The 12873-nt window shown below is 66.9% G+C and carries 10 protein-coding genes and 3 pseudogenes; 11 read left to right on the top strand and 2 right to left on the bottom strand.

The features are described 5' to 3' along the window. Positions 1-52: 52 nt before the first annotated feature. From POF43_RS27540 to POF43_RS35230, 3 genes and pseudogenes are all read left to right on the top strand, one after another. Positions 53-688: a TetR/AcrR family transcriptional regulator gene (locus tag POF43_RS27540; protein WP_271312140.1), complete on the top strand. Its 636-nt coding sequence runs from the start codon at positions 53-55 to the stop codon at positions 686-688. A 505-nt stretch (positions 689-1193) separates the two neighbouring features. Continuing rightward, positions 1194-1583, top strand: coding sequence for a GNAT family N-acetyltransferase (locus tag POF43_RS27535; RefSeq protein ID WP_271322387.1), 390 nt, complete (start codon positions 1194-1196; stop codon positions 1581-1583). Between the two features lie 685 nt (positions 1584-2268). Continuing rightward, positions 2269-2460: pseudogene (locus tag POF43_RS35230) on the top strand (NAD(P)H-binding protein); the annotation flags it as partial. A 111-nt stretch (positions 2461-2571) separates the two neighbouring features. Here the strand turns inward: POF43_RS35230 and POF43_RS27530 are convergent. Continuing rightward, the gene (locus POF43_RS27530; RefSeq protein WP_271322386.1) at positions 2572-3198 is read right to left on the bottom strand and encodes a hypothetical protein; all 627 of its coding nucleotides are present in this window, start codon (positions 3196-3198) and stop codon (positions 2572-2574) included. A gap of 434 nt (positions 3199-3632) precedes the next feature. Here POF43_RS27530 and POF43_RS27525 point away from each other — a divergent pair, with 434 nt between their 5' ends. From POF43_RS27525 to POF43_RS27490, 8 genes and pseudogenes are all read left to right on the top strand, one after another. Beyond that, complete coding sequence (locus POF43_RS27525; RefSeq protein ID WP_372516140.1) at positions 3633-5309, top strand: aldo/keto reductase; 1677 nt, start codon at positions 3633-3635, stop codon at positions 5307-5309. 466 nt (positions 5310-5775) lie between these two features. After that, positions 5776-6558, top strand: a complete 783-nt coding sequence (locus tag POF43_RS27520) for an IS5 family transposase (protein ID WP_271322384.1) — start codon at positions 5776-5778, stop codon at positions 6556-6558. Between the two features lie 435 nt (positions 6559-6993). Further along, the gene (locus POF43_RS27515; protein ID WP_271322383.1) at positions 6994-8775 is read left to right on the top strand and encodes a reverse transcriptase/maturase family protein; all 1782 of its coding nucleotides are present in this window, start codon (positions 6994-6996) and stop codon (positions 8773-8775) included. Positions 8776-9080: 305 nt separating this feature from the next. Further along, entirely contained in the window at positions 9081-9407 is a 327-nt protein-coding gene (locus POF43_RS27510) for a transposase (protein ID WP_271322382.1), read from the top strand. Next, complete coding sequence (locus tag POF43_RS27505; RefSeq protein ID WP_271322397.1) at positions 9305-10222, top strand: IS3 family transposase; 918 nt, start codon at positions 9305-9307, stop codon at positions 10220-10222. Before POF43_RS27510 ends, POF43_RS27505 begins: the two co-directional genes overlap by 103 nt. Beyond that, entirely contained in the window at positions 10162-11511 is a 1350-nt protein-coding gene (locus POF43_RS27500; RefSeq protein ID WP_443732116.1) for an IS30 family transposase, read from the top strand. Before POF43_RS27505 ends, POF43_RS27500 begins: the two co-directional genes overlap by 61 nt. A gap of 4 nt (positions 11512-11515) precedes the next feature. Beyond that, positions 11516-11824, top strand: a pseudogene (locus POF43_RS27495) (integrase core domain-containing protein); the annotation flags it as partial. A 55-nt stretch (positions 11825-11879) separates the two neighbouring features. Next, positions 11880-12644 carry an NmrA family NAD(P)-binding protein gene (locus POF43_RS27490; RefSeq protein WP_308217774.1) on the top strand — a complete coding sequence of 255 codons (765 nt, stop codon included), beginning with the start codon at positions 11880-11882 and terminating at the stop codon, positions 12642-12644. A gap of 67 nt (positions 12645-12711) precedes the next feature. Here POF43_RS27490 and POF43_RS27485 read toward each other — a convergent pair. After that, positions 12712-12873 (bottom strand): annotated as a pseudogene (locus POF43_RS27485) (IS5/IS1182 family transposase); the annotation flags it as partial.

Raw genomic sequence — 12873 nt, 5'->3', positions numbered from 1 at the left:
TATCTGCGGGCCGTCATTGGAATGTCAATTCCAACTTTGGTAGCCTGGCCGCGTGAGTACACCAGTGAGGGCCGACGAGCCGGAGAGACGCCGGCTCACCAAGGCCGGCCGCAAGACCCGCGAGCGCATCGTCGAAACCGCCGCGGAGCTGATGTTCCACCGCGGCGCGGGGGGCACGAGCATCCCGGACATCCAGGCGGCCGCCGGAGTCAGCGCGTCGCAGATCTACCACTATTTCGGCGACAAACAGGGCCTGGTGCTGGCGGTCATCGACCATCAGACGGACGCCAAGATCACCCGGCAGCGTCCCCTGCTGGACAGCCTGGACAGCATCGAGGCCCTGCGCGAGTGGTGCGACATCGCAGGAGACCGGCAGGACGCCATGGGATGCGAGGGCGGCTGCGAGATCGGCTCGCTCGCCAGCGAACTCGCCGACAGCGACCAGTCGGCGCGGGCCGGCCTCGTCGCCGCCTTCGACCGCTGGGAAGATCCCATCAGGTCGGGGCTCGCGCGCATGCAGGCGCGCGGCGAACTGAGCGGGAGCGCCGATGTGGCCGCGCTCGCCACCGCCCTGCTGGCCGCCATCCAGGGCGGGATGCTGCTGTCCCAGGTCCGCCGGTCGAGCACCGCGTACCGGCAGGCCGTGTCAGCGGTGATCGACCACATCGAGAGCCACCTCGTCCGGTAACGGCCCGGGCCGGGTGCCGGTTCAACGGCCGCCCTTCGTCGCCGCGTTGCGGGACGGGAGCACCTCCGCGTGGTTCCGGCAGAGGGCCCCCACGTGGACCGCGTCCGCTCCGGCCACTGCGGGGCGGAGCGATGCCGACCGGCGCCGGCTTGCCCAAGAAGGGATACGGGCAGCCGGTGCGCAACGCCAGTGCGGTCCTCAACCGGCGCTGGCGGCCGAGCCGTTGGGGCAGGAGCGGGAACACGTCGACCAGGTGCTCGTTCGCGCGGCGCAGCCGCCGGGCCTTCGAGTGGTACAGGCCTCCGAGTGGTACCCCAGCAGGCCCCGCGCCCCAGCAGGACAGCCGAGTTCGAAGCCGCTGAGCAGTGGCCGGGCCGTCACCGAGGCACCGGATTCCTCCCTTTTCGGCGTCGACGGCTTCGAAGCCGGGGCACCGCCACGCGCATCGCCCGCCGCGGCATCGAGTCCTCGGACCGAGGCCGAGAAGGGGCAACCGGTCGCCGTAGTGGACGAGTTGCCGGATCGCTACCGAGCAGAGATCACCGACCCTCGGACCCCGTTCGCCGGTGATGCCGTGCGAGTGGCCCTCCTGGGGGATGCCGCTGCGGGCTGTGTGGTGCCGACCTCCCCGCCCAACGGGCCTTGGAAGATCAAGAGGCTCTGGACCGACCCTGACTTCCGTGGCCCGGGCATTGCGTCCGCCATGTTCGACGCCGCGCTCCCCCATGCCGCGGAGAACGGCGTGGACACCGTCCGGCTCTCGGTACGGGAATGGCGGACCGAGGCCATTGCCCGGTACGAACGACTCGGTTTCACCGTCACCGGGTCATGGGACGAGCGGGATCAACTGGTCTGCGTGCAGCGCGCCGCCCGAGGGGTCACAGGCGTTCGTTGATGACCGCGAGAAGGACATGCGTCTCATCGCGGACCGCGAGTTCGTCGCCCCCGCGAGAGAACCGACTCCCCCGCACGGCAGGCCCGGCCGCACCGAGCCGCCTGTCGCTTGCTCCCGCCAGCTTCTAACCCCGGGGTTCGAAGGGTGTCGGCACGTCCCCGGTCCGCCTTGACATTAGTCAGCTCTGTTGACTATAGTAATCAATTATCCTGACGATTTCGACGATGGGCGGGTGGTGGTGAGGATGCACGTGCTCACCGGAGTCGGACTTGTCGCAGCACGGCCCGCCACCGCCGGCGGGAGCCTGCGGGGGCCTGGCGCTGCGAGCGGACAGGCGGGCGCGCAGATCCGCGCCCATACCAAAGCCCCTTCGAACTGCTCTGACCGAAGCTTTCGGCGCGGACCCGGTTTCCGCACCTCGCGGCCTCCAGCGATTGGCATCACGCGTCGCTGTCGGCCTCGGGCCGAATGGGCCGCATGTCAGGCATGAGCCCGCACCGGCGAGGCCAACGGCACCCATGCAGCAACTCCCGTCGACGCGGGGCCGAGCACCACATCTGGTGCCCGTGAACGCCGAACGAGGTCATCCGCCCACTGTGCCATCGCGGGACGGAGCCCCGGCCTGCGGAAGCGGCACCCGCTCTCCTATTCCCCGAGCCCCATCCCAGACAAAGGACCAGACCTCATGATTTTGATCACCGGAGCCACCGGCACCATCGGTTCGGAAGTCGTCAAGGCGCTTCTTCCCGACCACGCGGATCACCTTCGGGTTCTCACCCGCAATCCCGGCGCAGGTTTTCCCGAAGGCACCCAGAAGGTCGTGGCCGATCTCGGTGACGACGATCTGGCACCCGTGCTGGACGGCGTACGCGCGGTGTTCTCGCTGAGTGCCTGTTTTCGATCCCGGTCGTCGAACAGCGCCAACCCCAACCTGGCGTCGTCGGTCGGACAACGCGGGTACGTGCAATCGCGCGGGGTGAGAACGTCTCTATCGCCACAACCACATGCATGGTCGTCCGGGTATGGTGACCGGCCGTTGGAACTGACCCGAGCCATGACCTGCGCGAACGCGAGTACGTCCCACATTGGTCAGCTTCGAGGCGGTGTAGTTCCGGGCGGTAGGGGCGAACTTCCGGCAGGTCGCCAACCCGCTGCCCCAGCCGTTGAACAGCGTCACGATCTCCGACCCACTCGGAGGGATCCGCAGTCGCACGTCCTTGGCCCCGCGCGGCCGGTTCATCTCGTCGATCGGGCACTCGACCGCCCGGCCGGTCATCCGGTGGATTTCGACCTTGTGTCGCAGCTCCAGGAACATGAAGTACGTGCTCAGTGCCTGTGACCGGCCCAGCCGAGTGCCGCTGGGCAAGTGCCGCAGCACCTTCCCGAAGTATGCGTCCGCGTCGGCCGGCTCCATGTCCCACAGCGGTCGGCCGAACCAGGACCTGATCTGATCCAGGTGCCCGACGTCCCCGCGGATGGTGCCGTCCGTCAGCCCTGCCGAGGCTCGCGCCAGGACGAACCCGGACAGCACGTCGGTCTCGAACTGTTCTAGCTCCTCCGCCGACGCGGGCGCCCAGTGCTCACACAGGTCCCGTACGACCGCCAGCGCCGCCAACCCGAGCCTCCTCGCCTTCAGCCCGACTGCGAATCGGTCGGACGAGATGAGAACGCTTCGAGAATCCCGAAGTTACGTCACCGGCCAGCAGAGCACACGAAGGAGGAAGAAGGCCCTGGCTACGGGGTCGACGACTCAGCAGGGGTCAGGGGAACTCGCGGGATGTCGCACATTCGGGCAATGCACTCTGCCCGAATCGCCCTGGCGGGCGACGCGACGGACCCGGTAGGAAAGGGGGTGTTCCGCCCAGAGCCTAGAGAGGCCCACCGATGCGCGCGCACGACAACGCCACGACCCCCGACGCAAAGTCGCTGCAGGGCGCGCCGCGTGTCAGCAGGCCCCCGATGACGTCTGCCAGGCTGGGGCCTGGTCCACTCTCTCCCTTGACCCTCCTGGCGCTGCAGCGCGCGGTCGGGAACAGGGCGGTGTCCCGCATGGTCGAGGAGTCGCGCCATCAACACGGCGCCGGCTGCGGTCACCAACAGGACACTCCTGCCGTCCAGCGCTCCTCCGTCCATGACGTCCTGCGCGGCTCGGGGCAACCCATGGCCGCACCGTTGCAGCAGGAGATGGAAGGACGCCTCGGCGCCGACTTCTCCGACGTGCGCCTGCACACCGGCACCACAGCCCAGCGCTCCGCCGCCGAGATCGGCGCCCGCGCCTACACCTCCGGCAACCACGTGGTGATCGGCGACGACGGAGGTGACCGCCACACCCTCGCCCACGAGCTCACCCACGTCATCCAGCAGCGCCAGGGACCGGTCGCGGGCACCGACAACGGCTCCGGCCTGCGCGTCTCGGACCCATCCGACCGCTTCGAACGCGAGGCGGAGGCCAACGCCCGGCAGGCGCTGTCAGGCCCGGTGCCCGCCCAGCGCGCCACCGGCCCGACCACCGCCGGTCCGACCGCCGCCGCGCCGTCTGCGCAGAAGGCGGAGCCGGTGGTGGCCCGGATGATGGCCGAGGAGCCCGCCCCCGACAAGCCGTGGCCGGTGTTCGGCGTCGACGGTCGGAGCCGGGAACAGCTGAACGCGGCTGTCTCCGAGGGGTACCGCCGCTTCGACACCGCGGAGAGCTACAACAACATCCACGATGTCGCCGAGGCGCTGCGTGGCCGGCCCCGGAACAGCTACGAGCTGCTCTACAAGTTCGACGTCAAGGCCGGTGAGTCGCCCGCCCAGCTGACCGACCGGTTGCGCAAGGTCGCCGCGCTGTTCAATGGTTCGCTGGACTCCCTGGTCATCCACAACCTGGACGTCAACAAGGAACTACTCACGGACGCCTGGCAGGTGCTCGGCAGTCTGAAGCGCGACGGGGTCGCCCACCAGATCGGGCTGGGCAACGTCGGCGAGGCACATGTGGGGCTGCTGGCCGAGCTGGGCGGGGTCGACGTGGTGGAGAACTCCGTCGAGAGCGTGCTGCTCAGGGAGAAGATAAAGGACGCGATCTCGGAGTCCGGTGCGCATCTGTACTACTACGACGTCATCAGGACGGCCAAGCAGATGAACCTCGACCCCGAGTTGGCCGCCGACATGAATGCCCTCATCTTCATGATGACCAGCGCCTCCCCACATACCAGCATGATCACCAGCAGCGGCTCCGCCGAGACCCGCACCGCGAACCTGACGAACTTCCGCGGCCCCGAGCACCCGGACTTCGACGGCGACGAGCAGACCGAGGGGATAGATAAGGTCATCGCCTGGCAGAAGCAGCAGAGCTCCGGCCAGACGAACGACGCCGCTTTCACGCTCGCGCCCGGGCTCCGCGACTGGCTGGTCCACCTGAGCGATCACAGTGCGGACCTGCGCGGCCAGGTGGCGGCGGCACAGCAGGCGGGACAGTCGGTGACCCAGGCGTTCATCACGGAGTGGCTGGTCAGCCAGGAACATCTGACCGCCGCCGACCTGGAGTCGGTGAAGGTCCCCTCCCGGGTGCGCCTGAAGCCGCGTTACATCGGCATGGCCCTGCCCGAGGTTCTGGGTGCGCTGCTCGGCGCCAAGAACTGCGACTGGAAGTGGTCGCTCGAACTGGTGCAGCTGATGGCCACCGACATCGACTACTGGAACGCCGTGCTGCAGCACGGCGTCGACCAGATCGTCCAGTCGGCCTGAGTGCCTGTGTCTGAACCCTTCGACCGATGCCGTCGCGGCCTTGATAGAAGCCTGCCCGATCCGGAAGCAGGAATAACAGAATGGTTTTTCCTGGCCAATGAACTCCTATGACGCTCCGCTGAAACGATTGACCACGCGAACCGTCCTCACCGCAAACAGCTCCGAGGATAAGCACGCCAAAAAACACCGCTTGAGGCCCGCTCCCCAACAGCTTTGGAGTCGTTTCTCCTGATAGGCCGTAATCCTTCGGCCTATCAGACTGACCGAGAGGGAGCACATGAAGAGTTTCATGCAGAAGATCGGACTTTTCACCGCAGTGGCCATGGCTGGCCTCGGTACGGCCGTCCTGCCGGTAGCCTCAGCGCAGGCCGCAGTGAACCGTTCCGGGTCGAATGGAGGCTCGATTCTCTGAGAGCGTGTCTGAGATCTGCCGTTGCGGGGCTGGGGATGGCTCGTTGGGCCTGGTATGACTGCTTCTGGGGAGGGCTATCCGTCGGATCTGACGGATGAGCAGTGGGCGTTGGTCGAGCCGTTACTCCCGGCGCCGAGGACGGGCCGGAGGGGCGGGCGCCGGGAGAAACACCCGCGGCGCCGGGTCGTGGACGCGATCTTGTACCTGGCGCGGACCGGATGCCAGTGGCGCTACCTGCCCAAGGACTTCCCGCCCTGGGCGACGGTGTACTGGTACTTCACCTGGTGGCACGACGACGGCACCGTCGAGAGGATCCACGACACGCTGCGTGCGAAGGTCCGGCAGGCCGACGGCCGGAAGGCCGAGCCCACGGCCGGACTGATCGACTCGCAGTCGGTCCGGTCCGCCGACACCGTCTCCCGTGCCACCAGCGGGTACGACGCGGGTAAGAAGACCCGGGGCCGCAAGCGGTTCATCGTCACCGACACCCTCGGCCTGCTCCTGGCCGTCCACGTCATGGCCGCATCCGTGCAGGACCGCGACGGCGCGAAGCGCTCCCTGCTGTGGACCCGCCTCGACCACCCCACGGTCCAGAAGATCTGGGCCGACCAGGGCTTCGCCGGCCGCCTGGTCACCTGGACCACGGACATCCTCGACCGCAACCTGGACATCGTCCGCAAGCCCGAAGGGCAACGCGGCTTCCAGGTCCAGCCGAAACGATGGGCGGTGGAGCGCACGTTGTGCGCCACGAGGCGCTTTGTTGTATCCCCGGCTCAGCCGGGAGGAACTTGGAAGGAGGTTTCTGGGCCTGATGACTCACCTGGATCCGAAAGGTGAAGGGGACAACAGCATGTCAGAAAACCAGCGGCCGGGCTCAGTTGTCAGAGACAGTGCGCTGGGAGGCCCGCGTGATATGGCGAAGGCTGGATTGCTTGAAGCCCAATCCCCAGGAGATGCAAGTTCCCATCCACCGGAAAGACAACTGAAACCGGTGCCGTGTCCTGCGTCGGAATCGAACGTGAGTCGACGCAACTTCCGGGGCGCGGAGCGATGCCCAACGAGGGCATTCAAGGGGATGAGTGGGACGCCTACGTCACGCTATGACGTACAACAAAGACGAACGTGGGATCGCCTGACGGACGCGAGTCCTACGGCGACGGAGGCCCCGTAGTAGTCGCCGGAGTAACGACCGGCCAGGGAGAACGGGAAAGCCGTTCACAGGGCAAAGGGGGCCAGGTGATTGTGACACCAGCAGATCGGGAGGTATGCGCAATGCAGAGCGCCGAAACGGTGCTGGGTGTCCTGCGTGAGCGCGGCAGGCTCGGCCTGCCGTGTGACGAATTATACCGGCAATTGTTCAACCCGCAGTTGTATCTGATGGCCTACGGACGCATCTACGCCAACCAGGGCGCGATGACGCCGGGGGTCACGCAGGAGACCGTGGACGGAATGTCGCAACGGAAGATCGGGAGCATCATTGATGCGATGCGCCACGAGCGCTACCGCTTCCGACCAGTTCGGCGTGTTCATATCCCGAAGAAGAACGGGAAGACGCGTCCGCTCGGGCTGCCGACATGGTCGGACAAGCTCGTCGGCGAGGTCATACGCCTCGTATTGGAGGCGTACTACGAGCCGATGTTCTCCGACCGGTCTCACGGTTTCCGTCCAGCCAAGGGCTGCCACACCGCGCTGCGGGAAGTGGCCAACACCTGGACGGGCACAGCCTGGTTCATCGAAGGAGACATCGCCGATTGCTTCGGATCGCTGGACCACCAGGTCCTGCTCTCGATCCTCGGCGAGAAGATCTACGACAACCGGTTCCTGCGGCTGGTGCGCAACATGCTGACAGCCGGATATCTGGAGGACTGGAAGTGGGGAGCCACACTCTCAGGAGCACCGCAAGGCGGAGTGGCCTCCCCGGTCCTGTCCAACATCTACCTGCACAAGCTGGATGAATTCGTCGAGAAGGTACTCATCCCGGAATACACCAGAGGAGAGCGCCGAGCCCGCAACCCGGCCTACCTGGATCTGCAGAACCGGCTGGCGAAAGCACGACGACGCACAGACCGGGCCGGAGCCCGGTCCTTACGTCAGCAGATGCAGAGCCTGCCGAGCGCAGACCCAGGCGATCCGGACTACCGGCGACTACGCTATATCCGCTACGCGGATGACCATCTCCTCGGGTTCACCGGACCTAAGGCCGAGGCCGAGGCCATCAAACAGCGTGTGGCGGAGTTCTTGCGTGACGACCTCAAGCTGGAACTCTCACACGAGAAAACGCTGATCACACACGCCCGCACCAAGGCAGCACGATTCCTCGGCTACGAGATCACTACCCAGCACAACAGCACGAAGAAGACCAACGGCCGCAGAACCATCAACGGCCAAATCGCGCTGAGAGTGCCCCGGGACGTGATTAAAGCCAAGAGCACCCCCTACCTGGAACGCGGTCAACCCGCTAAACAGCCAGCCCTGACCAATGGAAGCGACTACACCATCGTCTCCACCTTCGGGGCTGTCTACAGGGGGATCGCCCAGTACTACCTGTTGGCCGGAGATGTCTTCCGGCTGCACCGCCTGCAATGGGTCATGGAGACATCGATGCTCAAGACCCTGGCGGCCAAGCACCGCTCAACGGTGTCCAAGATGGCGGCGAAACACAAAGCCAAGATCGACACACCGAACGGGCCGCGAGTCTGCTTCGAGGCCCGTGTCCCACGCGGAAACAGAAAGCCACTGGTTGCACGGTTCGGTGGAATTCCCCTCCAGCAACAGCGAACGGCGACCCTCACCGACCGCCGACCGCAGCTGGTTGACTACCCCACCAAGGAGCTGATCAAGAGACTCCTGGTGAACACCTGCGAACTCTGCGGGGGTTCGGACGAGGTTCAAGTGCACCACGTCCGCAAACTCGCCGAACTCGCAAACCGAAAATGGCCACCCTCCGACTGGTCTCGGGTCATGGCGAAACGACGGCGCAAGACCCTGGTGGTCTGCCGCCACTGCCACGACCACATCCACTCGAAGCAATCGGCCATACCTCTCACGCAGTGATCACGAGAGAGCCGGATGATGGGAAACCATCACGTCCGGTTCGGCGGGAGGCCGCGCGGAAAAGGACTGCCCAGCAGACACCTCGCCGCGCGGCCGACCCAACCGCCTGGATCACCACCCGACGGCGTCTCGCCTGCGACTACGAACGCAGCCCCGCCCACGCCGAGACCATGATCCGCTGGGCCATGACCGACCTCATGCTCCGACGCCTCACCCGAGGCAAACCAGCCACCCGCCAAGGCCCCCGACTACTCCGCCGCACCACCGAATAGCCGATCTCAAACACGCTCTGAGAGGATTGAGTCATGGCACGTGCCTCCCCTTATCCCGCTGAGCTGCGCAAGCGTGCGGTTCGCATGGTCGCAGAGGTGCGGCCCGACTACGACACCGAGTGGGCCGCGATGAAGGCCGTCGCGACCAAGCTCGGGATCGGAACGACCGAGACGCTGCGTACCTGGGTCCGCCGGGACCAGATCGACAGCGGGACCCGGCCCGGGACGACAACGGAGGAATCCGCGCAGGTCAAGGCATTGAAGAAGGAGAACGCCGAGCTGAAGCGGGCGAACGGGATCCTCAAGGCCGCAGCGAGTTTCTTCGCGGCCGAGCTCGACCGGCCACACCTGCGCTCGTAGCGTTCATCGACGAGCACCGGGACCGCTTCGGCGGTGTCGAGCCGATCTGCCACGTGCTGACCATGCACGACTGCGGCATCGCCCCCTCCACCCACTACGCCCACAAACAGCGCCAGGCATCGCCCTCCGCCCGTCAGTTGCGGGACACGGACCTCAAGGCCCTGGTCAGCGGGATATATGACGCCAACTACCGTGTGTACGGCGCCCGGAAGATCTGGCGGGAGCTGAACCGGCAGGGTCACGCGGTAGCCCGCTGCACCGTCGAACGCCTCATGCGCGAACTCGGCATCACCGGCACGGTCCGCGGCAGGAAGGTGATCACCACGGTGGCGAACCCAGCCGCCGAACGGGCGCCCGACCTGGTCGACCGCAGCTTCGTGGCCGCTGCCCCGAACCGCACCTGGGTCGCGGACTTCACCCACGTCGCGGCCTGGGCCGGCACTGTCTATGTCGCCTTCGTGGTGGACACCTTCTCCCGCCGCATCGTCGGCTGGTCGGCAGCCACCACCAAGCACACCGAACTCGTCCTGGCCGCCCTGGAGATGGCGCTGTGGCATGGCGACCGGGCCGGCACCCGGCCGGCAGCGGGCGAGTTGATCCATCACTCCGATGCCGGGTCGCAAGGTGGATTCAACTGGTCGTCGCAACACCTTCATGATGGAGGTGTTGGATGGGACGAGCGGGGAAGCCGGTGCCGCTGGCGCCGGCCGGGGTTCGACGGCAGTGGGCCGCGGATCGGGCGATGCGGGCGCCGATGCGCTCGCCCGGCCGCCCGGAGCCGTCGCGTGCTGTGCAACGGGAGTTCTGGCGCCTGATCGCGTCCGGGGTCACAACGGTCCGGGCCGCCGAGGGGGTCGGCGTGTCGGCACCTGTCGGGATCCGGTGGTTCCGACACGCTGGGGGGATGACGCCGCTGAGCCTGGACGAGCCCACGGGCCGGTACCTGTCGTTCGCTGAGCGTGAGGAGATCGCGCTGCTGCGCGCCCAGGAGCTCGGCGTGCGCGAGATCGCCCGCAGGATCGGACGCGACGCGGGCACGATCTCACGCGAACTGCGCCGCAATGCGGCGACCCGGAGCGGCACGTCGGTCTACCGGGCCCTGGTGGCGCAGTGGAAGGCTCAACGCGCCGCGAAGCGTCCGAAGACTGCGAAGCTCGCAGGCGACGACAGGTTGCGCGAGTATGTGCAGGATCGGCTGGCCGGCAGTGTCCGTCGACCTGACGGCACGATCGTCATCGGGCCTGGGACGCGCGCCTGGAAGGGGTTGAACAAGCCGCGCCGGCAGGACAGGCGATGGGTGACGGCCTGGAGTCCGGAGCAGATCTCGCACCGGCTTCGTGCCGACTTCCCCGATGATGAGTCCATGCGCATCAGCCACGAAGCGATATACCAGGCGCTGTTCATCGAAGGCCGTGGCGCGCTCAAGCGGGAACTCGTGGCATGCCTGCGCACCGGCCGGGCACTGCGGACTCCCCGCGCGCGGTCGCAGAACAAGCCGCAGGGGCACGTCACCGCAGATGTCGTCCTCAGCGAACGCCCCGCCGAGGCCACAGACCGCGCGGTCCCTGGACACTGGGAAGGAGATTTGATTATCGGGACGGGACGATCCGCAATCGGCACGCTCGTCGAGCGCAGCAGCCGCTCCACGCTCCTGGTGCACCTGCCCCGGCTCGAGGGCTGGGGCGAGGACCCGCCCGTGAAGAACGGACCCTCGCTCGGAGGCTACGGCGCGATCGCGATGAACACGGCGCTTACGGCATCAATGACGAAACTGCCCGAGCAGCTGCGCAAAACCCTCACCTGGGACCGCGGAAAGGAACTCTCGGGCCACGCCCGGTTCGCCGTCGAAACCGGGACGAAGGTGTTCTTCGCCGATCCGCACTCACCCTGGCAACGACCGACGAACGAGAACACGAACGGGCTGCTGCGTCAGTACTTCCCGAAGGGCACCGACCTGTCCCGGTGGTCGTCCGCAGACCTCGAAGCCGTCGCCCTGGCGATCAACAACCGGCCACGCAAGATCCTCGGCTGGCGGACACCGGCCGAGGTCTTCGAGGAGCAGCTACGCTCGCTACAGCAGCCAGGTGTTGCAACGACCGGTTGAACTCGCCCAATATACGTCTTTCGCCCTGGCCGAACACCTGGAACGGGAACGCATCGCGGCCTCCATCGGCTCGGTCGGCGACGCGTACGACAACGCACTGATGGAATCGACGATCGGCCTCTACAAGACGGAGCTGATCAAACCACAGCGACCTTGGAAGACTTTGGCGGCGGTCGAGTTGGCCACCGCCGAGTGGGCCGACTGGTACAACCACCGTCGCCTGCACGGTGAGATAGGCCACGTTCCCTCGGCCGAATACGAAGCCCACTACTACCTGAGCGACAAGAAACCCCAGGTCACAGTCAAGATCTAGAGTCTCCACCAGACCCGGAACGGTTCATCCACGGCCGGACAGTCGGCTTGAGCCGATCGCCACAGCCTTCGCACACCCGCTCGCCCGCCCGGCTCGTCTCCTCGGACACCAGCCCAGGCTAGGACCCAAAGCTACACAAAACCGTGGATCGAAACAGGCACTGACCGAGGGGCTCAACATCGCCGCACACGGCCAGCGGCTCGTCGCCGCGGCGCAGCGAGCGGGCGTCGAGCGGATCGTCAAGCTGTCCGTGCGCAACGTCGCGCACGGCGCCACCGACCCGATCTCCACCTTGCACCGGGCCGACGAGGAGGCGATCCGTGCCAGCGGCATCGCATGGACGTTCCTGCGGCCCACCGGATTCATGTCCAACGCGCTCAACTGGGCGGGAATGATCGCGGGCGGCCAGGTCGTGTACGCCCCGTTCGCCGCCGGCCGGGGCGCCTTCGTCGATCCGGCGGACATCGCCGCGGTCGCCGCGGCCTGCCTCACCCAGGACGGCCACGCCCACCGGAGCTACGAACTCACCGGTCCCGAACCGCTCAGCCCCGCCGACCAGGTCGCCATCCTCAGCAAGGTGCTGGACCGCGACCTGCACTACGCCGAGGCCGACCCGGCCGGCTCGGTCGCTCAGATGGTGTCCTACGGCATGCCCGAGGAGTACGCGAGCGCCGTCATCGAGCAATTCCGCTCCACCCTGGATCCGTGGAGCGCCCAGCCGACCAGCCACGTCACCGCGGTCACGAATCGTCCGCCGCGCACCTTCGCCGACTGGGCCCGGTCCCACCGCACCGAGCTCCTGTCCCCCGCCAGTTGGTGAAGGTGACGCCGGCGAGGTGCGCGCCCGCCCCTTGCCGGGGGCGGGTGCCCCCCTTTTCCCGCGATGGCTAGAGCCTGTCTGACAAATGATCATCTGCCTGATTCGCGGAGCCAGAGGATGAGGGAGGCCAGGACGACTCCGGCGCGGTATCGGTCGGCGAGTTTGTCGAAGCGCGTGGCGACCGCACGGAACTGCTTCAGGCGGGCGAAGCATCGCTCGACCACGTTGC

It is taken from the genome of Streptantibioticus silvisoli, from assembly GCF_027947535.2.
Lineage (GTDB): Bacteria > Actinomycetota > Actinomycetes > Streptomycetales > Streptomycetaceae > Streptantibioticus_C > Streptantibioticus_C silvisoli.
The sequence above is the reverse complement of the archived record's forward strand: the minus strand, read 5'-3'. Positions and strand labels throughout refer to the sequence as shown.